This window comes from Trueperella abortisuis, from assembly GCF_030811095.1.
In the GTDB taxonomy this organism is placed as follows: Bacteria; Actinomycetota; Actinomycetes; order Actinomycetales; family Actinomycetaceae; genus Trueperella; species Trueperella abortisuis.
The window spans coordinates 2,271,446-2,290,560 of record NZ_JAUSQL010000001.1 but is presented as its reverse complement, the minus strand read 5'-3'; the positions used below and the strand labels follow the sequence as shown (position 1 = coordinate 2,290,560).

17 protein-coding genes, 1 tRNA gene, 1 pseudogene and 1 riboswitch are annotated in these 19,115 nt (G+C 62.3%); of the genes and pseudogenes, 13 read left to right on the top strand and 6 right to left on the bottom strand.

Translation table 11 applies throughout. From position 1 onward, the window contains the following. Positions 1 to 162: 162 nt before the first annotated feature. The 5 genes and pseudogenes from J2S45_RS10305 to J2S45_RS10285 form a co-directional block, all read right to left on the bottom strand. Positions 163 to 1,413, bottom strand: a complete 1,251-nt coding sequence (locus tag J2S45_RS10305) for an MFS transporter (RefSeq protein WP_307635346.1) — start codon at positions 1,411 to 1,413, stop codon at positions 163 to 165. 407 nt (positions 1,414 to 1,820) lie between these two features. Beyond that, positions 1,821 to 2,954 carry a hypothetical protein gene (locus tag J2S45_RS10300; protein WP_307635345.1) on the bottom strand — a complete coding sequence of 378 codons (1,134 nt, stop codon included), beginning with the start codon at positions 2,952 to 2,954 and terminating at the stop codon, positions 1,821 to 1,823. Between the two features lie 106 nt (positions 2,955 to 3,060). Then, positions 3,061 to 3,606: a DUF6423 family protein gene (locus J2S45_RS10295; RefSeq protein WP_307635344.1), complete on the bottom strand. Its 546-nt coding sequence runs from the start codon at positions 3,604 to 3,606 to the stop codon at positions 3,061 to 3,063. A 264-nt stretch (positions 3,607 to 3,870) separates the two neighbouring features. Further along, positions 3,871 to 4,215 carry a hypothetical protein gene (locus tag J2S45_RS10290; protein ID WP_307635343.1) on the bottom strand — a complete coding sequence of 115 codons (345 nt, stop codon included), beginning with the start codon at positions 4,213 to 4,215 and terminating at the stop codon, positions 3,871 to 3,873. Between the two features lie 155 nt (positions 4,216 to 4,370). After that, a pseudogene (locus J2S45_RS10285) lies at positions 4,371 to 5,596 on the bottom strand (IS3 family transposase). Between the two features lie 343 nt (positions 5,597 to 5,939). Here J2S45_RS10285 and J2S45_RS10280 point away from each other — a divergent pair. Beyond that, the gene (locus J2S45_RS10280; RefSeq protein WP_307634304.1) at positions 5,940 to 6,629 is read left to right on the top strand and encodes an IS1/IS1595 family N-terminal zinc-binding domain-containing protein; all 690 of its coding nucleotides are present in this window, start codon (positions 5,940 to 5,942) and stop codon (positions 6,627 to 6,629) included. Between the two features lie 138 nt (positions 6,630 to 6,767). Then, the gene (locus J2S45_RS10275) at positions 6,768 to 7,106 is read left to right on the top strand and encodes a hypothetical protein (RefSeq protein ID WP_307634303.1); all 339 of its coding nucleotides are present in this window, start codon (positions 6,768 to 6,770) and stop codon (positions 7,104 to 7,106) included. An 83-nt stretch (positions 7,107 to 7,189) separates the two neighbouring features. On the opposite strand, the gene J2S45_RS10270 is transcribed toward J2S45_RS10275, so the two are convergent. Then, positions 7,190 to 7,263, bottom strand: a tRNA-Gly gene (locus tag J2S45_RS10270). 189 nt (positions 7,264 to 7,452) lie between these two features. Here J2S45_RS10270 and dcd point away from each other — a divergent pair. From dcd to J2S45_RS10215, 11 genes are all read left to right on the top strand, one after another. After that, the gene (gene dcd, locus J2S45_RS10265) at positions 7,453 to 8,043 is read left to right on the top strand and encodes a dCTP deaminase (protein WP_300048625.1); all 591 of its coding nucleotides are present in this window, start codon (positions 7,453 to 7,455) and stop codon (positions 8,041 to 8,043) included. A gap of 152 nt (positions 8,044 to 8,195) precedes the next feature. Beyond that, positions 8,196 to 11,450 (top strand): Na+/H+ antiporter subunit A, encoded by a 3,255-nt coding sequence (locus J2S45_RS10260; RefSeq protein WP_307635342.1) that lies wholly within the window; start codon positions 8,196 to 8,198, stop codon positions 11,448 to 11,450. After that, positions 11,447 to 11,998, top strand: a complete 552-nt coding sequence (locus J2S45_RS10255) for a Na(+)/H(+) antiporter subunit C (protein ID WP_270976029.1) — start codon at positions 11,447 to 11,449, stop codon at positions 11,996 to 11,998. Before J2S45_RS10260 ends, J2S45_RS10255 begins: the two co-directional genes overlap by 4 nt. Then, entirely contained in the window at positions 11,995 to 13,614 is a 1,620-nt protein-coding gene (locus J2S45_RS10250) for a Na+/H+ antiporter subunit D (protein WP_307635341.1), read from the top strand. Before J2S45_RS10255 ends, J2S45_RS10250 begins: the two co-directional genes overlap by 4 nt. Beyond that, positions 13,607 to 14,308 (top strand): Na+/H+ antiporter subunit E, encoded by a 702-nt coding sequence (locus J2S45_RS10245; RefSeq protein WP_270976027.1) that lies wholly within the window; start codon positions 13,607 to 13,609, stop codon positions 14,306 to 14,308. The genes J2S45_RS10250 and J2S45_RS10245 overlap by 8 nt, the downstream gene beginning before the upstream one ends. Next, positions 14,305 to 14,676: a monovalent cation/H+ antiporter complex subunit F gene (locus tag J2S45_RS10240; protein WP_296932821.1), complete on the top strand. Its 372-nt coding sequence runs from the start codon at positions 14,305 to 14,307 to the stop codon at positions 14,674 to 14,676. Before J2S45_RS10245 ends, J2S45_RS10240 begins: the two co-directional genes overlap by 4 nt. Further along, complete coding sequence (gene mnhG / locus J2S45_RS10235; RefSeq protein WP_270976025.1) at positions 14,673 to 15,032, top strand: monovalent cation/H(+) antiporter subunit G; 360 nt, start codon at positions 14,673 to 14,675, stop codon at positions 15,030 to 15,032. The genes J2S45_RS10240 and mnhG overlap by 4 nt, the downstream gene beginning before the upstream one ends. Positions 15,033 to 15,125: 93 nt before the next feature. After that, positions 15,126 to 15,368, top strand: a complete 243-nt coding sequence (locus tag J2S45_RS10230; protein WP_307635340.1) for a DUF4235 domain-containing protein — start codon at positions 15,126 to 15,128, stop codon at positions 15,366 to 15,368. A 170-nt stretch (positions 15,369 to 15,538) separates the two neighbouring features. Continuing rightward, positions 15,539 to 15,639, top strand: a riboswitch (TPP riboswitch). Positions 15,640 to 15,674: 35 nt separating this feature from the next. Next, complete coding sequence (locus J2S45_RS10225; RefSeq protein ID WP_307635339.1) at positions 15,675 to 16,685, top strand: thiamine ABC transporter substrate-binding protein; 1,011 nt, start codon at positions 15,675 to 15,677, stop codon at positions 16,683 to 16,685. A gap of 3 nt (positions 16,686 to 16,688) precedes the next feature. Further along, complete coding sequence (locus J2S45_RS10220) at positions 16,689 to 18,311, top strand: ABC transporter permease (RefSeq protein WP_307635338.1); 1,623 nt, start codon at positions 16,689 to 16,691, stop codon at positions 18,309 to 18,311. A 12-nt stretch (positions 18,312 to 18,323) separates the two neighbouring features. Beyond that, entirely contained in the window at positions 18,324 to 19,028 is a 705-nt protein-coding gene (locus J2S45_RS10215; RefSeq protein ID WP_307635337.1) for an ABC transporter ATP-binding protein, read from the top strand. Positions 19,029 to 19,115 lie beyond the last annotated feature (87 nt).

The window sequence follows — 19,115 nt, the reverse complement described above, 5'->3', positions numbered from 1 at the left end:
GGTGGGTGCAAAACTCGCGAGGGTGGGTGCAGTTGCCTGATAGTGGGCTTACAAGGTTCCGCCGTCAAAGAGCACTCTCAGCAATGCGGTAATTGGAAACCTAGACCGAAAGGTTTGTACTCCAAGTGCCTTAAGAACGCTTCACCATAATTCGGGTTGGATCTACGTATGCGAGACATCGCCATATGGATCATCACCCTTAGCGGGCGTAGTCTTAGGTAGTAGCATCAAGCTTGCTACCGCGGGCAGGGTCGCCAGTGAGATTGCGGTTAGATACCAGGTGACTCCGTGAGTGGGGATTATCGTACCTGCTAGTAGTGTCGATAGGCTGGATGCGCCCAAGAACACTAGCGTTTCAACCGAGTCCACGCGAGCCAGATGCGCATCGTCGGTTACGTATTGGCTGAGTGTGCCCACATAGATGAATACCGCCACCCAGCAGCAGTCAAGCAAGAATAAGCCAGTCGCTAAGATGAAGAGGTTTTCTACGAACGTGAATCCAATGAGGATCGTTAATACGCCCAGCAGAGCGATGATGATGACGATCCGGTAGCGATCAATGGGGATAAAGCGTTCTAACATTAACGAGGCGGCAATACCACCGACACCTGAAGCTGCGAGGAGGAAGCCAACTTGCCACGAAGGCACATCCAGTGAGGACTTCAGATATACCACAACCCCGTAGATATATCCCGCAGTGGTAGCCCCCAAAGCAAACTGTACAAGCTGCGCAGATACGAGCAACCGAGAGCGAAGCACATAGGTAAATCCATCAGTAATTTGCGTGACGATGCGTCGCGGGGCTATCGCACCAGTTAGGCTCATCTTTGTTGGCGAGGGCGCAGGACGATCCGGTAGCGCCCGGTAAACCACGGCATTGACTGCAGACATCAAGGCGGGTACGGCTAAAGCAATCGGACCGCCAAGCAAACTCACGATCCCACCAGCGAGAGTCGGCCCACCAATAGCTGCGACACCTTCAATGGTCTCCACCCGAGAGTTATAGCGAAGCAGCGATTCCCTACCCAGTAGCTGTGGAATATAACCCGAACTGGCAGCAACCCCGAACTGTGAAGCAGCACCCCTGAGACATCCAACCCCTATGAAGACAATAATGTTGGAAACCCCGAACCACAGCATTACCCCTAAAAACGCAAGACAGCTAGCTTCCGCTACGTAGCCCGCGATCACAATCGGCCGCCGGGGAAGCATATCGGCAACAGCCGCTAGCGGTAGCGTAAGAATTAACTGGGTTAGCAGGGTAGCTCCTGCAAGTAGCGCAGCCAGAGAAACCGAACCAGTGGCAGACAAAAATGCTAACGGAAGCGCCACCTGCACAACCGCATCAGCGATCAGATTGATCAGCGTCGTCGAATAAAGCTTGCGGTAAACTCCAAATGATTCTTGCGTCACGAGACGTCACCTCACAAGATACATCAAAGCTGTAGCAATGAGCCTAGATGAACAAGTATGTACATCGTGTGTCGACAATTTAGACACCAATGAACGATAAACGTCGTAGTGGTATCTCCCATTGAATACTGCCACCGATGGCTCTAGGTGTAGCCCGGAAATGCGGGCGATAGCCTCACTCCTTGCGTCGAAGAGCTCCGACTCTTGCATTTTATGTTCCATCATCTCGGCCGTAAGAAGATGAGTATGAAGATGAGATAGCTCAACTTGGGAACATCCCCAACCATGAAGTACCGCTAGCGCCAATCTATATTTAGGGGTACTAAGGAGTATCTTTTCTTCAAACGAGACCGGAGATTGATTGTCGAGCTCGCTGAGAATATTTTCATAACGCACATCGTCACTCACTACTGTATGCTCCGCATTCTCTCAGTAATCGCTGTAGTGATTCGTTCGGCAGCAACCCTGTGGCCATCAATATTACGAGCAATCGGCCCAACACTACTCCGCGCAGCCGCACCAATAACGAATTCTCTCTCCCCAATGGCACAGTCGAAATCTGCAACTCGATCATTGATAAAATTAGTGTTCTGCTCCAAACCGATGCACGGAACAATATACTGATAGTGCGCAAGATCAACTAGTTCGCCTGATCGCACGAGTACGGGTTCTTTACTATCTCCGCACACTTTAAGGGTTGATCCAGCAAGGAGCCGAAGATCCCCTCTATCAATATACTTCAGAAAACGCTCTTCATATTCAATCATAATAGAAGGCGGAAAGCGTACAGCATCCAAGTTCCGCAAAGCCTCTATGCGGCCCGCTGGCCGGAAAAAGTGCGGAGTTGAATCAACGCACCGGTAGTGAATTTTCGACTCAGGAAAAGCCAGATCAATTCTACAACCCTTTTCCATAAGAGATTCAACGACATTCGCAGCCGTCTGCCCTGCTCCCACGACTAATACTTTTGAACTCTCAATATCAGTAAGCTTTGTCGAATAACACGCAACTATTCGGGAATCACGACTATCAATCGTACGGGCTTGTTCCCCTGTCGCATAAACGATGAAGGCAGTTCTCAGTTCCCTTCCCGATTTGAGTCTGACAATAAGGTCGTCAGAGCTTCGACTTATCGAGGCTGCAGTGTCGACAATATGATGCTGATCTAACTCATGGATTCTAATCTGGTGCGCGAGGTGAGCTAAAAAGACATCAACCGGAACGACACTTCTGTGACCAGCGGTAGCGAGTAAGACTTGCTCTCGCTCACGCTCGGTCAGAGAAGAGTACTTTAGCTTCGCGAAGTCAAGTAACGAATAGTCATAGACTCTACGGCAACCAACATAGTGCTCGTATGGTGAACGCATAACTCGCTGACCTGTCACAAACACTCGTTGCCTGAACTCCGAAGCCAGGTCCCTATACGGATCAATTATTCGGAAGTCAATCCCTGAATGCGACAAATAGCAAGCTAGAGTTACCGCAGATAAACCTCCACCGACTATGGTGCATTCAGTATAAGAAGAAAATTTGTTCTGCACTTCCGAGAATGCTTGACAGCACTGAGAAGATTCTGAAAACCGCCCTAGAGGACTATCAAGGAGTTCAGCCGGAGGCGTGAAATGGTAGCGGAATGAATTCCCACACTCAGAATCGAATTTCGACAGGTACGAAGAGTTCATATGCCGGATCTAACTCATACCCATTTTCAATCTCATCCAGAAGCTCAACCTCTGAAGGCAGGAAGGTGGGCCTACCCCTTTTTCCGTGCGACATGTAGAAACGTCGCGAAGGACTGTCGATTGTGAATTGTTTTAGGATCGACTCGCCAGGACGCACCTCACCGTCATAGAATCCGAGCCGCTTTCCGTCACTACTAATCGCAGACTTGGCGAACTGCATCGAACGATTTGGCCTTTCAGGATCGTCAATAAAGCGCCCACCCTCATCAACACTCATGATCCAGGAGCTCCAGACCTGATCAGACAAATTTGTTTCGGTTTTTACAAAGTTCCACTCGCCAACGGTGGGCAGATCATAGGTCACCATAACAGCCCGGTCGGATGTTTCCAATACACCCGAAACAAAGATAGTTCTCGTCTCCAGGTATGCTACTGCCGCCATTTGGACTTCCGTTGCGCGGACGCGCTCAGGCAGACCCGAAAGTGCGTTGAACACTGAATCTGTCGTCATTTTGGCTCCTTCGTAATTAAGGTAGTCGTCGGCAGGTTAGCAGAACGCCGACCCCATGTCAACAGATTCCGAAGATCGTCGACAAAGAACATAGCGATCACACTGGCAGCATTGCCCCCAGTGATTTGATTCTTTATAGGATTTTCCGTTTATCATACAGACGCGACAGGGACTCCCTGCAGAGTTTGTTTTTAGCTCCAATCTATTTTTCTCTCATGTCTGGTACATGTGGCTTCGTTGCGCGCCCCCTCAAACCAAGGTGGCTCAACTCGACCACACGGTGAGAATCTTCCCGTCTTTGAACGTGAGTTGGAGGAAACCATCGGTATCGATAGTGGCGTGGTCGATCAGGGCGTTCCATGCGTCGTCGCTGTAGGCGAGCTCGGGGTGGTTGGTTCGGTAGGTGTGGGTTTGTTCGATGCGGTGGCGTTTTTCGTGGGTCTGGCGGATCCGCCTCTCGAGATCGTTGTAGCGCTGGGTGTGGTGCTCGTGGTCGGCGTGTAGCTGGTCGAAGGCGTGTTGGTAGGTGTCTTGGTCTTGGGTGAGGGTGGCGTTGGTGGTGATGAGCTGGTTGAGCCTGGCTAATACTGCGTCCCGGGCGAGCGCCACTTGAGCGAGTTGTTCTTCTAGCTCGGTGGTGTCGCAGGTGTGGGTGATGATCGCGTCAAGTGCTTCTTGACTGGGTGGTGGGGCCAGAGTGGTGAGGGCTTGGGTGAATGCTTCCCGGATTTGGTTTTGAAGCGTACTGAGTTTTGTTCCGCTTCTTATACGGGGGTCAGTTTGGCTGACCGGGTTTGATTGTATCTTGTGATGACCTCCTGTGGGGTGGTGTAGTCGAGTGATTCGTGGAGCCGTTCAGTATTCCACCAGTGGACCCAGTTCAAGGTAGCCCATTCGACCTCGGTCAGGGATGCCCAGGACTGGGAGTAGATCAACTCGCTCTTGTATAGGCCGTTGACTGTTTCAGCTAGGGCGTTATCGTAAGAATCGCCGACCGAACCGGTTGATGACTTAATCCCGTAGTTGGCGAGCTTATCGCTGTAAGCAATCGATGTGTATTGCGAGCCGTGATCGGCGTGATGAACCAGGCCATCAAGACCCTCTTTCGCACCCATGATGGCCTGCTCGAGCGCCTCTAGTGGAAGAGCTTCGGTGGTCATGGATGAGCGGGTCGCCCAGCCCACGATCTTGCGGCTAAAGACGTCGGTGACGAAGGCTGTGTAGACGAATCCTGACAAGGTGCGTACGTAGGTGATGTCAGCGACCCATAACTCGTTGGGTCTGCTGGCCTTGAACTGCCGGCCAACTAGATCCGGACGAGAATCTGGCACTGGTGCTGGCCGGGTGGTCACCGGCACTCGGCCGCGGCGAACACCGCAGATTCCGGCGATTTTCATGAGCCGGGCGACCTGGTCACGGCCAATATCCCGCCCGGCACGGCGGGCTGCGTGCCACATTTTCCGTACCCCATACACGCCATAATTGCGAGCATGGATCTTCTTTAGCTCCTCGATTAGGATCCGGTCTCGTATGCTCCTAGCGCTGGCAGGCCGGCTTTTAGCTAGCCGGTAGCCACGGGAGGTGATAAACCCGCCAATCGTATGCTCGCCCCGTATCCGGCAGATGAACTCGACTAAGAAACGATCACGATATTCGTCAATGAACGCGATCATGTGCTCCCGGGGTGGTCGAGTTCTCGTGCGAAAAAAGCTGACACGAGTTTCAAAATCTCGTTCGCCCGCCGTAATTCCGCGTTCTCGCGTTTTAACCGTTTGATCTGTTCGTGTTCTTCACGTGTTATTCCGCCTTTCTTACCCGAATCAATCAGGTGCTGGTCATACCAGCGCCGCAATGACTCATTCGATACCCTAAGCTTCGGGGCGATCTTTTAAATCACCTGCCACTGCCTCATGCTCGGGTCATCGCCTAGACGATCCGCAACCATCCGCACCGCGCGATCCTTAAACTCTAGTGAATACCTCTTGGCCATGTTCCTAATCCTCCCAAAAACAGGTAGGAACAAAACTCAGTACGCTTCATTTGACGCCCTCGGGGTCGAGGTACCTCGATCCGCCTCCTCACTCCGGATTCGCGACCGGGAGCACCCGGAGCTGCCGTCCCCTGCGCCCACCCAGCAGGCGGCTGCTCCCCAGAAAACCGCCCCTGACAAGCAACAACGCCACCCATCCGGGGGCAAAACAAAGGGTCAATAGACAAAAAATGTGTTTTATGATCGAGTTTTTCGTTGGTGTAATAAGGGAAAGTCAGGGTTCTTAAGGTTGAGACGCTGAAAGTGGTTGCTTCGTTGACATCTGCACGGTTACGTGCATGGGGTGAGAAGACCAAACCCGCACGCCCGCCGCTGCCCGATTTGTCAGACCGCCACGAAGAAGAACGGCTCAACGAGTGCTGGCCGGCAGCGCTGGAGATGCCCGGCTTGTGGCCACAGCTTCACCAGCACTCATCGGCGCCAGCAACGCGAAAAACAGTTCCGCGAATTCGTTGAATTCATTACCGACACTGAACCCAAACGTCGCCTAACCGGCTCTACTCGGACGTGGGATCGCGATCACGCTTGGTGTTGGGATACCCGCCCGATCTGGGACATCACCGGAGAGGTTCATGACCAGATCTTCATCGACGGGACCTACATCGCTCACGGCTGGTGCGTCTTGGTGGCGGCTACCACTGACGGTGTTATCGCCTACCAGCTATGCGCCAAAGAATCCAAAGCCGCCTACACGGCCTTACTGTCGCGTATCCCTGCTCCGGCCGTGGTCACCACCGACGGGGACCGCGGGGCCCTGGCCGCGATCAAGGCCTGCTGGCCTACCAGCCGCCTGCAACGGTGCCTAGTCCACATCCAGCGCAACATCCGCACCCTGACCACCACCCGCCCCAAGACCGACCAGCACAAGGCCCTATACAAACTGGCCTTGGACCTGACCAAGATCACCACCGCCGACCAAGCCATCGCCTGGCAAAAAGGCCTCGCAGCCTTCCACACCCTCTACGACACCTAGCTGGCCGAACGCACCTACAAGGCCACTGTCGCCCCCTCACAGATCCCGCGCTTTGCCCAGAACAACAAGTCCTGGTGGTATACCCACCACGCCACCAGGCGCCTGGTCAGAGCCTTAGACGGCTACGTCAAGGCCGGGGTGCTCTTTACCTACCTCGACCCCACCACAGGCGCGACAAGCCCCCTGGCCTCAACCACGAACTCCTTAGAAGGCGGGACGAACGCCGTGCTGAAGACCTACCTACGAGCCCACCGCGGCCTATCCGAAGAGCACATGAAGACCGCCCTGGACTACTTCCTCTACACCCGCTCCATCGACCCCCAACCCCTGGCCACGTTCATCAACAACACCCCCGCCACCACCAAGCCCAAACCCGAACCTGAGCCCGACGGGCCAGCCTACATCGACAACGCCATCAACACCCAAGCCCCCTGGGACGACGGCCTGACCATCCACCAAGGCTGGGCAGGACACTAACGACACGCCCGGATAAGACACATTTTTTGTCTATTAACCCAAAACAAAAGGACGCTCATTTTGTATCGAAATGAGCGTCCTAGTGGAGCGGGCGACGGGAATCGAACCCGCCTCTGCAGCTTGGGAAGCTGCCATTCTACCGATGAACTACGCCCGCATGGGTGTCACCATCTTATCGACCCGGCGCCGCAGACGCCAATCGGTCCGGCCCGAGCTGGCGGGAGCGGCGCGCCGACAGGCCGCCGCGTCGCGCGATCGGCCCGGCCGGAGCCAACGGAACCCGCCCGGCCCGAGCCAGTTGCTGGAATAGGACGCCCGCCCCCGCGCGTCGTGAAAGAATGGGGCCATGCTTCTTTCTGATCGTGACATCCGGGCGTATGTAGCGGACGGACGAATCGCCATTGATCCGTGGGATCCCGAGATGGTGCAGCCGTCGTCGGTGGATATTCACCTTGACCGCTTCTTCCGCCTCTTCGACAACCACAAGTACCCCATGATTGACCCCTCCCAGGCGCAACCGGAGCTCACGCGCCTGGTCGAAGTCCCGGCGGACGGCAGCCTCGTCCTCCATCCGGGGGAGTTCGTGCTCGGCTCGACGTATGAGCAGATCACGCTCGCCGACGACGTCGCCGCCCGGCTCGAGGGTAAGTCCAGTTTGGGTCGGCTCGGTTTGCTGACGCATTCGACGGCGGGGTTCATTGACCCGGGTTTCTCCGGCCACGTGACGCTCGAGCTGTCGAACACTGCCACGATGCCGATCATGTTGCTGCCGGGGATGAAGGTGGGGCAGTTCTGCTTCTTCCAACTGTCCTCGGCGGCGCAGGCCCCCTACGGTCAGGGGGCGAACGGTTCGCGCTACCAGGGTCAGCGCGGCCCGACGGCGTCGCGCTCGGAGCTGAATTTCCACAGGATTGACGTATCGGACCACCATTTCTAACGCCTAGCCGTTGGCAGGTCACCGGGCTAGCCGGCCGGCGCCTTGGGCAGCCTGCTATGGTATCGGCGGTGTACCGCGACAACCCCTGATATTTTCACTAGAATAATTAGGGGAGTAATAGGTCTGTTCGTTGCCAGGGCACAGGGAGACGCATGCTGATTTTGTTGGCCGCTTTCGCGACAGGTGCCCTTGCGGCGCCCGCGATCATGCGGGTGGGCCGGCACGGCTACGTGTTCCTGTCGGTGATCCCCGCGCTGTCCTTCATCTACCTCGTTGCGCAGGGCCCGGCGGTGATGCGCGGCGACTTTCCGTGGGAGAGCTACGCTTGGGTGCCGCAGGTCAGCCTGGAGCTGACCTTCCGGCTTGACTACCTGTCGTGGGTGATGTCGCTGATCGTGACGGGCGTGGGGACGGCGGTCCTGTTCTACTGTGCGCGCTACTTCTCCGCCTCCGCGCACGGCATGGGGCGCTTCGCGGGGGTTTTCGTGGCCTTCGCTGGCGCGATGCTCGGCCTCGTCACGACAGACAACACGCTCGCGCTGTACCTTTTTTGGGAGCTGACCTCGGTCTTTTCCTTCCTCCTCATTGGCTTTAACTACGATAAGCAGGCATCCCGCCGCGCGGCGATGCAGGCTTTCATGGTCACGACGGCGGGCGGCTTGGCCATGCTCGCGGGCCTCATTACGTTGGGCAACATCCCGGGCGGGTCCTATGTGATCTCGGAGCTGGTGGCCTCGGCGAGTAGCGGCACTCTCGGCGTCGCCCCGATTGGTGCGGAGTCCACCCCGCACGTTGTGATTGCCACGGCGGTGGCGTTGGTGCTGGTGGGCGCGATGGCGAAGTCGGCGATCATTCCCTTCCATTTCTGGCTCCCGGCGGCGATGGCGGCCCCCACTCCGACCTCGGCCTACCTGCACGCCGCCGCGATGGTGAAGGCCGGCGTCTACCTCGTGGCTCGCCTCGCCCCCGGCTTTGCGGACATCGCCGCTTGGCGCTACATGATCCTCGTCGGCGGGATTGGCACCCTGCTCTTGGGTGGCTATCGCGCGCTTAAGCAGTACGACCTCAAGCTCGTTCTCGCTTTCGGCACTGTCTCCCAGCTGGGCCTGATCCTTCTCATGGTTGGTTACGGCACTCCGGCGATGCTGCTGGCGGGCCTGGGTATGCTGGTGGCCCACGCGATGTTCAAGTCCACGCTCTTCCTCGCGGTCGGTCAGGTGGATTGGGCCACTGGTACTCGTGACCTGCGCGAGCTTTCCGGCGTCGGGCGTCAGATGCCGGTGACGGCGGGGGCCGCCGCGCTTGCCGGCCTGTCGATGGCGGGCGTACCCGGCTTTGCCGGCTTCGTGGCGAAGGAGGCCGCTCTTCACGCGCTCATCGGCGGCGACGCGCTCGACACCCTCACCTGGCTCGCTATCGGTGCCGGCTCGATCTTCACGGTCGCCTACACGTTGCGCTTCTGGTGGGGCGCGTTTCTCGACAAGCCAGGTGTTCACACGCCCGTCAAGCGTCGCTCGGCTCTGCTGACCGCCCCGGTGGTGGTGCTCTCGCTCGGGAGCCTCGTCTTCGGGCTTGCCGGTCATCTTCTCGACGCCGTTTTCCAGCCCTACGTCCGTGCCCTTCCGGGCGAGTCTGGGCATCTCGCGTCCTGGCCGGGGATCGGGGCGCCGTTCCTGGTCACGGTCGTGATTCTCGCTGCGGGCGTCGTTCTCTTCGTGGCCCGCGCCACGCTCGAGCCCGTCCTTCGCGCCCACGAGTTCCCCGTCTCCGCTGGCCGAACCTACCATAGGATCATCTCGGGGCTTGAGGATCTTTCGGGCACCGTCACTGCCCTCACCCAGCGTGGCTCACTGCCGGCGTACCTGTCCACGATCTTCACCTTCACCGCTGTCGCGGTGCTGGCGGCTTTCACATTCGGCAACTGGCAGGGGAGCGTGGGCATGCGCCCCTACGATTCGGTGGCCCAGGCCGTGGTCGGCGTCGTGACGGTCGCGGCGGCGCTCCTCGGCGCCACGGCGCGCCACCGCATGAAGGCTGTGCTCCTCCTGGGTGCCTCGGGATACGGCGTCGCGCTGCTGTACGAGCTTTACGGCGCGCCGGACCTGGCGTTGACGCAGGTGTTGGTGGAGACGATGTCGCTCGTCGTCTTCATCCTTGTCCTGCGCCGCCTTCCCCCCTACTTCTCGCGCCGGCCGTTGCGCTTCTCGCGCGTTTGGCGGATCACGGTGGCCTGCCTGTTCGGCGTGATGACGGTGGTGCTCGGCGTGATCGCCGCAGGCGCCCGCATTCACACCCCGATCTCGGTGAACTTCCACGACGAGGCCTACACGTATGGGTACGGCAAGAACATCGTCAACGTGACGCTGGTGGATATTCGCGCGTGGGACACCTTCGGTGAGATCGCCGTGGTGGTGGCCTGCGCGATCGGCATCTCCTCCCTGCTCTTTATCCGCGACCGTGGCGGACGCATCGACCGCTTCCGCAACCTGCAGGCGCCCCGGGTGAACGTGGCCGGCCAGCTTATCGCCCCCGCGCACGACGCCGCCGGGCCGACCTGGCGTCGCACCCGGGCGCGCACCATCGAGTCGTCGGTGGTGGCCCCTGGGCGCAACCGGCGCTGGCTCGTGGGCACGGATCAGGTGCCGTTCGGGCACCGCTCGGTGATCCTCGAGGTGGGCACCCGTCTGGTGTTCCACACGATCCTTGCCGTGTCCGTCTTCTTCCTTTTCGCCGGTCATAACGCTCCCGGCGGCGGTTTCGCGGGCGGGTTGCTCGCGGGAATCGCGCTGGTGGTGCGCTACGTGGCGGGTGGGCGCTACGAACTGGGCGCCGCGATCCCGCTCCACCCTGGCCACCTCATGGGCGCCGGTCTGGCCACCGCGGGCGTGGCGGCGCTGGTTCCGGTGGCGCTCGGCGGCAAGATCCTGCAGTCCGCGAAGATCGAGTTGGTCTTGTGGGGCTTCGGGGACGTCAAGATCGCCACCGCCATCTTCTTCGACATTGGTGTCTATCTGGTGGTTATCGGCCTCGTGCTCGACGTCTTGCGTTCGCTTGGCGCCGAGATCGACCGGCACGGCGAGGTCGAGGCGGCCGACGAGCCGCACTACGAGATTCGCCCCTCCACCGATGCGCGCCGTGACACCTCCGACGCCGAGCAGGCCCGTTCCTACGACGGCGTCCCCCACGTGGCGCCCGAAGCGATCCCCGCGGGGGCGCCAGTTGCGCCGGTTGTGCCCGCGGCGGCCAGCGAAGGCGGGGCGGCTGGAGCTGGGTCTGGCGCCCCGGCGTCGCCCGCACACCACACACCTGAGAGTGAGTTCGACATCGACACCACGGGCCTGACCACGATTGCCTCCGACCCGGCCACCACCTCCACGGCCCTGACCGGACGGGAGGAGAGACCATGAGTTTCTCGCTTGCGCTAGCGATCGTCTCCGGCGTGCTCGTCGCCGTCGGCGTCTACCTGGTGCTCGAACGCTCCCTTTCGCGGATCGTGCTCGGGTTGGCGGTGCTGACTAACGGTGTCAACATCCTCATGCTCATCGCAGGCGGCCCCTCCGGCGCGCCGCCGATGGTGGGGGAGGCCGCCCAAGAGGACATGGCCGACCCGCTCGTCCAGGCGATGATGCTCACCGCAATCGTCATCTCGCTGGCTCTGACCGGTTTCCTCCTCGCGCTCGCCTACCGCTCCTGGCAGCTCAACGCCTCGGACGAGGTTCAGGATGATCTCGAGGATCGACGTATCGCTAACCGCACCGAGGAGGCCAAGTTCGAGGCCCGCACCGATAAGCCGGCCGACCTCGAGGACGACGCCCCCGACATCCGCGACGAGACCGACGATGAACCGGACTCGCCCGACGACGCCGCGCCCGCGGCCGCCCTCGACGCGGGATCCGCCGGTGACCCGATGCGTGCTGAGCCGCACGCCGCCAATCCGGAGGGGAGGGACGCATGAGCTGGGATTTCCTTGTCGCTCTGCCCGTGGCGCTACCGTTGTTCGGCGCGGGCCTGTCGCTGGCCTTCGCCTCGGTGCGCCGCCTGCAGGGCTTCCTCTCCGCCGGCATCCTAGCGGTGGTGTGGCTGGTGGCGGGCACGCTGCTCGTCATGTCGGCCTCGGGCCCGATCGTGCTCGACGTCGCGAACTGGGCAGCCCCGGTCGGCATCTCGCTCGTCGCTGACCGGCTGAGCGCCATCATGCTTTTCACCTCGGTCACCGTCACGCTCACGGTTCTGCTCTACTCGCTGGCGCAGGGCGCCGCCGACGGCGACGACGCCGCCCCGATCGCCGTCTACCACCCCGCCTTCCTCCTGCTGTCGGCCGGCGTGTCCAACGCCTTCCTCAGCGGGGATCTGTTCAACATTTACGTGGGATTCGAGCTGTTGCTGACCGCGTCGTTTGTGCTCATCACCCTCGGCGGCACCCGCGACCGCATTCGCTCGGGCACGGTCTACGTGGTGGTTTCGCTGATTTCGTCGGTGGTCTTCCTCATCGCGATCGCGATGACGTACGCGGCGGCGGGCACGGTCAACCTCGCCCAGTTGGCGCTGCGACTGCCCGAGATCGACCCTGGCGTTCGGATCGCGATCCAGGTGATGCTACTGGTCGGCTTCGGCATCAAGGCCGCCGTCTTCCCGCTGTCGGCCTGGTTGCCCGACTCCTACCCGACCGCCCCCGCGCCCGTCACCGCCGTGTTCGCCGGCCTGCTGACAAAGGTGGGTGTTTATGCGATTATCCGCACCCAGACGCTACTCTTCCCCTACAACCGGCTGACGGTGGTGATCGGCGTCGTTGCGATCATGACGATGCTCATGGGGATCCTCGGCGCGGTGGCCCAGCAGGACATCAAGCGTCTGCTGTCCTTCACCCTCGTATCCCACATCGGCTTCATGATCTGGGGTATTTCGCTGTATTCGGTGCACGGGCTGGGCGCCACCATCTACTACGCCGTCCACCACATCACCGTCCAGACCGCGCTCTTCCTCGTGGTGGGACTTGTCGAACGACGCGGCGGTACCACCTCGCTCATTCGGCTTGGCTCCCTGGCCAAGGTCTCGCCCCTCATCGCGGCGCTCTACATCGTGCCGGCCCTGAACTTGGCAGGCATCCCGCCGGGGTCGGGCTTCTTCGGCAAGGTCGGGCTGATCCAGGCTTCGGTGGACCGCGGCTCGCTCATCGACTGGGCACTGATCGCCACCGGCATCATCTGCTCCTTGCTGACGCTGTACGCCGTCTCGCGCGCGTGGAACATGGCCTTCTGGCAGACGGCGCCCGAGCCGCTCTCGGCCAAGCCGATCCCCTGGGGGATGACGGCGGCTTCCGGCGCGCTCGTGGCGTTCTCCCTGGTCATCTCGTTCTTCGCGGGGCCTATCTACCAGTTCACGGAGGGTGCGGCCCTCGAGCTTCGGTCCCGCTCGCCCTACATCGTTGCCGTCCTGCCCGAGGACGGGCGCGGCAGCGGGGAGTCGAAAGTGCCGGGCGAGGCGAGGCCGGGCGAAAGCGTGCCCAGCCCCGGCGTTTCCGTGCCCACGCCCGGCCGGAGCGCGCCGGCGGAAGGAGGCGGCCGTGGCTAGCACACCCACTCGTTCCCACCGGACCCGTTCCGCGCGCGCCATCTACCGCGCCACCCGCCGCCCGGGCCGCTTCCCGCACGCCTCGGTCGGCATGCTCGCCTGGCTGACGGCGGTGTGGGTGTTGCTGTGGGGCGAGTTCTCGGCCGGCAACGTGCTGGCCGGCCTCATCGTGGCGCTCGCGATCACCACCGTGGCGCCCTTCCCCTACACGCCGTTCGACGGGCGCTCCCGCCCGAGGGCCGTGGTCGTGCTGGCGTTGCGTTTCCTCCTCGACATCGTCATCTCCTCCGCGCAGATCGCCAGTTTTATTCTGCGCGGCAAGCATCCCCGTGCCGCGATCATCCGCGTCCACCTGCGCTCCCACTCGGACGTCTACCTCGCCACGATCGCCGGCATGACGGCGCTGGTGCCGGGCTCGGTCGTCGTCGAGGCGCACCGGGTGACGGGCACCTTGTACGTCCACGTCTTCGACACTGAGCTCGCCGGTGGCGTGGAGGGCGTCCACCGTACCGTGCTCGAGCTGGAGGAGCGGATCCTGCGGGCATTTGCCTCGCACGACGAGCTCGTCGACGCCGGTTACGTCCCTGGGCCCACGCGCCGCTACGGGCGCCTGCCCGTCCCCTACGCGCCGGCCACGGGTGAGCCGCGCGACGACGCCGGCGCGCCCGGCGGCTCCCTGGAGGTGAACCCATGACCTACCTGCTCGGCGCGTGCATGGCGCTGCTGTTCGTCGCGGCGCTACTGGTACTGATGCGCATCTTTCGCGGACCGACGGCGCTGGAGCGCATGGTCGCGCTCGACGTCATGACCTCGGTGGTCATCGGCGCGGTCGCCCTGCTCGCCGCGCTCACCCGACGCGCGGATCTGCTCGCGCTGTTTGTGGCGCTGTCCCTGGTCGGTTTCGTCGGCTCGACCACGCTCGCCCGCTTCCTCGCCCCCTCCGTGGGCGGCAAACGTCTGCCCGACCGGGAGGGCGCCCGGCAAGGGGGCGCCGGCCCGGGTATCCCCGCGCGCGGCGAGACCGGCCGCACGGGCGTCGTCGACGAGGGGAGGCGGCCGTGAACTGGGAACTCATCGCAGACTGGGTGGGTATCACGCTCATCGTCATCGGCTCACTGTTTACGCTCATCGCCGCGATCGGGGTGTTCCGCTTCCGCGACCTGCTCTCGATTCAGCATGTGGCCACCAAGCCGCAGACGTTCTCGCTCATCATGCTCATGGTGGGGGTCTCGCTCATCGTGCGCAGCTCGACGATGACGTGGACGATGATGCTGGTGATTGGATTCCAGCTGATCACGGCGCCAATTTCGGCGCACATGATGTCGCGGGCAGGGTATCGCACGGGCCGGATCGACAAGAGCGCGCTCGTTATCGACGAGCTCGGCGAGGACATGACCACCGGCGACGACCGCGGGTGAGCGCGCCGGACGCCCTGCGGAACCGGGGCGGCCCTCGCCTCGGCGGATAGATCGGCCAGATACTAGTATGAGACCAACCAGACTTATGGAGGAATGATGAACATCGGATGGAGACTGATCACGCTCGGAATCGCTGGAGCGGCGGGCGCCGCCTCGAACCTGGTGGTCAACCAGGTGTGGGAGAAGGGGCTGGGCAAGCACCGCCCCGCCGACGAGGCGGAGATGATGCAGATGCCGATGCGAGACGTCGTCGTTTTCACTGCGGTGACAGCCGTCGTCTCGGCAGTTGTGTCCGCGGCGCTCAAGCGCAAGGCGGCGCAGTGGTACGGGGCTTAGCTCTCGCCCTTGTGCGCGTCACGCGTTGAGAGCCCGCGCCCGGCGCGCTCAGCGCGGCGACGGCGAAGCGCTCCTGAAACGCTCCCGAACTGACCGAGGCGCCCCGCGAGGCGCCGACGTGTGCGTATCGTGACCCGGTCGACGTCGTCGGCGCCGATTTGGTAGCGTGGAGCATACGACAGGGGAGCGCATCAGCGCTGAGAGTGCGGCAACGCAGACCCTCGAACCTGCTCCGGTTAGCACCGGCGAAGGAAGTCGAGCTCTCCCCGGGCACGCCCGGGCCCTCCCGAACTATTGGGAGGAAAAATGAAGGCGAAGAGCCTTTTCGTCGTGGCGCTTTCGGCCACACTTACCGCGACGATGGCGGCATGTTCTGCCGTTGACCAAGTCAAGACGACGGGCGAGACGGTCACCGTCCTCACCCACGACTCGTTCACCATCTCCGACGAAGCCAAGGCGGCTTTCGAGGAAGAGACGGGCATGACGCTGAAGACCACCGCCCCCGGCGACGCCGGCATGGTCCTCAACCAGCTCATCCTCAATAAAGACAATCCGACCGTGGACGCCGTCTTCGGCATCGACAACTTCTCCGCCCAGACCGCGCTGGACGCCGGCGTCATCGACGCCTACGTGCCCCAACCGGATCCGGGCGCGGATCGCCGCATTGGCGACCTGACCGCGATCGACTACGGCGACGTGTGCCTCAACGCGGACGTTACCTACTTCGAGGATCACGACCTCGAGCTGCCCGCCTCGTTTGCGGACCTGACCAAGCCCGAGTATAAGGATCTGCTGGTGGTGACGAACCCGGTCACCTCCAGCCCCGGCCTGGCCTTCCTCGTGGGCACGATCGAGGAGGCTGGCGATAACTGGCAGCAGTACTGGACAGACCTGCTTGACAACGGCACGAAGGTGGCCGACTCCTGGTCTGACGCCTTTTACACCGACTTTTCCGCCTCGGACGGCAAGGGGGCATACCCGCTCGTCCTGTCCTACGCCTCCTCGCCTGCCTACGGCGAGGGCGCCTTCGTCACGGTTCCCGGCACGTGCGTGGCGCAGACGGAGTACGCCGGCGTGGTCAAGGGCGCGAAGAACCGAGAAGGGGCGCAGAAGTTCATCGACTTCATGCTCTCCGATCGGGTCCAGTCCGAGATCCCGGAGACGATGTACATGTACCCGGTGGCCGACGTTGCGTTGCCGAGCGAGTGGCAGACCTATGCTCAGCGGCCCGCCGACTCGCTCACGCCCGACCCCAAGGTGGTGGGCAACCGCGAAGCTTGGCGGAAGGAATGGTCTGAGCTGCGCGAAGGCCGCTAACGCATGAAAGGGAGAGTCGCCCATGTCGGATGGGTGGTGGCGCTGGCGGTGCCGGCGCTCTTCCTTGTGTTGTTTTTCCTGTGGCCGGTGGGCCGCATGCTTGGCATGGGCCTGGGGGATCCGGCGCAGTTCGGCGAGGTTCTGGGGCAGGGGCGCACCTGGCGAATCGTCGGGCAGACGCTCGGCATGGCGGTCGCGGCCACCGCCATTTCGGTGGTGTTGGGGGTTCCGGGCGCCTACGTGCTCTACCGGCTGAGACTTCCGGGGGCGCGGGTGGCGCGCGCGTTCGCGACCGCGCCGTTCGCGCTGCCGACCGTGGTGGTGGGTGTCGCCTTTCGCGCCCTGCTCGACGACGCCGGTCCGCTCGGCTTCCTGAAACTTGGCCAGACGACGACGGCCGTGGTGCTCGCGATGGTGTTCTTCAACTACGCCGTGGTGGTGCGGACGGTGGGGTCGATGTGGGCGGGGATCGCCGACCTCACCGACGCGGCGCGCACCCTCGGCGCGAGCCCCACGCGTGCCTTCTTTACGGTGACGCTACCGCAGCTCGGCCCGGCGATAGCGGCCGGTGGTGGGCTCGTCTTCCTGTTTTGTTCCACGAGCTTCGGGATTGTCCAGACCCTCGGTCGGCCCGGCTACGGCACGCTGGAGTCGGAGATCTATGTCCAGTCCACCGCCTACCTTGACCTCGGACACGCCGCCGTATTGTCGGTGCTCCAGCTGGTCATCGTGGTGGCGGCGCTCGTCGTCTCGACCGCGACGTCCTCGCGCACTGAGCGAGCCCTAGATGTGACGCCACGCCCGCCCACGCGCCCCACGCGCGCGGCGATCCCCGCAATTGTCACGACGGCGGCCGTGCTGGTCTTCCTCGCGGCGCCGCTCCTCGGCCTGCTGGCAGGCTCGCTGCGCTCCGACGGGCAGTGGTCGCTACGCAATTACCGGGTGCTGGCCACCCCCGGCGCTGGCTTCGCGGGTGGAACCTCGGTCCTTGACGCGCTTGACCACTCGGTGCGGATTGCGCTCGACGCGGCGACGCTTTCGCTCGTCGTGGGCGCCATTCTTGCTTTCGCGTTGTCGCGGCATCCGCGCGCTCGCCTCGCGCGCACGGCCCAGCGGGTGGCCGACGGGGTCGTGCTGTTGCCGCTGGGCATCTCCGCGGTGACTGTCGGATTCGGCTTCCTTGTGACGTGGGGGCGCGTGCAGGGCGTGCCGACCGGGCTGATTGTGCCGCTGGCTCAGGCGGTGGTGGCGTTGCCGCTGGTGGTGCGCTCGTTGGTGCCCATGTTGCGCGCGATCGATCCGCGAATGCGCGAGGCGGCCGCCACGCTCGGGGCGAGCCCGGTGCGCGTGGCGGCAACCATCGACCTGCCCATCATGGCGCGCGGCCTGGGGATCGCCTTCGGGTTCGCGTTCGCGATCTCGCTCGGGGAGTTCGGGGCGACGTCATTCCTGGCCAGCCCCGACTACCAGACGCTACCCGTGCTCATCTCGAAGCTGCTTGGCCGGCCGGGGGTGGACAACTACGGCATGGCGCTCGCGGGCTCGGTGGTCCTGGCGGGGCTGACGGGGGCGATCATGTTCGTGACGGATCTCGTGCGTCCGGGCAGGGCAAGGGGAGCTTTCTAAAATGGGGGAACAATGCTGAATGTAGAGAACGTCGACCTGTCCTACGATCAGCCGCCGGTTCACGCGGTTAAGGGGGTGTCATTCACTGTGCAGACGGGCCAGATTCTGGCTCTCCTAGGTGAGTCGGGCTCGGGGAAGTCCTCGCTGCTGCGGGCGGTGGCGGGTTTGGAGCCTGCGACGGGCCGGGTGATCTTGGGCGAGCGTGACCTCACCGGGGTTCCGGTTCATCTACGTAACATCGGGATGGTTTTCCAGGACGGCCAGCTTTTCCCGCACCGCTCAGTGGAGGGCAACATCGGCTACGGGCTGGAGGCGGCGAAGGTTGCCAAGGCCGAGCGCAAGAAGCGCGTCGCTGAGCTGTTGGAGCTGGTGGGCTTGGCCGGCTATGGTAGCCGCCCGATTTCCACGCTCTCGGGCGGTCAGGCTCAGCGCGTGGCGCTCGCCCGCTCGCTGGCCCCGCGCCCGGACCTCATCCTGCTTGACGAACCGCTTTCCGCGCTCGACCGCATCCTGCGCACGCGCCTGTCCTCCCAGCTGCGCCAGGTCCTCGCCGGCGTGGGTGCCACCGCGATCTACGTGACCCACGACCGCGAGGAGGCCCTCAACGTGGCCGACCGCATCGGCGTCATGGACGCCGGGCGACTCGTCCAGGTCGGCACCGCCGAGGAGTTGCGCGCATACCCGGCCTCGGACACGGTCCGCCGCCTCATCTCTTAGCCGGCAGGCGCTCGACACAAGTCATGAATATGGGGCCAAGTAGGCCCATATCGCGATCGGTAGCCGGTATATTCAATTGAAGTGTCG

Excerpts from the sequence above, each read along its gene's own strand:
- J2S45_RS10295 (WP_307635344.1), bottom strand. The coding sequence starts at position 3,606 with ATGACGACAGATTCAGTGTTCAACGCACTTTCGGGTCTGCCTGAGCGC.
- dcd (WP_300048625.1), top strand. The coding sequence starts at position 7,453 with ATGCTTCTTTCTGATCGTGACATCCGGGCGTATGTAGCGGACGGACGA.
- J2S45_RS10260 (WP_307635342.1), top strand. The coding sequence starts at position 8,196 with ATGCTGATTTTGTTGGCCGCTTTCGCGACAGGTGCCCTTGCGGCGCCC.
- J2S45_RS10255 (WP_270976029.1), top strand. The coding sequence starts at position 11,447 with ATGAGTTTCTCGCTTGCGCTAGCGATCGTCTCCGGCGTGCTCGTCGCC.
- J2S45_RS10250 (WP_307635341.1), top strand. The coding sequence starts at position 11,995 with ATGAGCTGGGATTTCCTTGTCGCTCTGCCCGTGGCGCTACCGTTGTTC.
- J2S45_RS10240 (WP_296932821.1), top strand. The coding sequence starts at position 14,305 with ATGACCTACCTGCTCGGCGCGTGCATGGCGCTGCTGTTCGTCGCGGCG.
- J2S45_RS10230 (WP_307635340.1), top strand. The coding sequence starts at position 15,126 with ATGATGAACATCGGATGGAGACTGATCACGCTCGGAATCGCTGGAGCG.
- J2S45_RS10225 (WP_307635339.1), top strand. The coding sequence starts at position 15,675 with ATGAAGGCGAAGAGCCTTTTCGTCGTGGCGCTTTCGGCCACACTTACC.
- J2S45_RS10220 (WP_307635338.1), top strand. The coding sequence starts at position 16,689 with ATGAAAGGGAGAGTCGCCCATGTCGGATGGGTGGTGGCGCTGGCGGTG.
- J2S45_RS10215 (WP_307635337.1), top strand. The coding sequence starts at position 18,324 with ATGCTGAATGTAGAGAACGTCGACCTGTCCTACGATCAGCCGCCGGTT.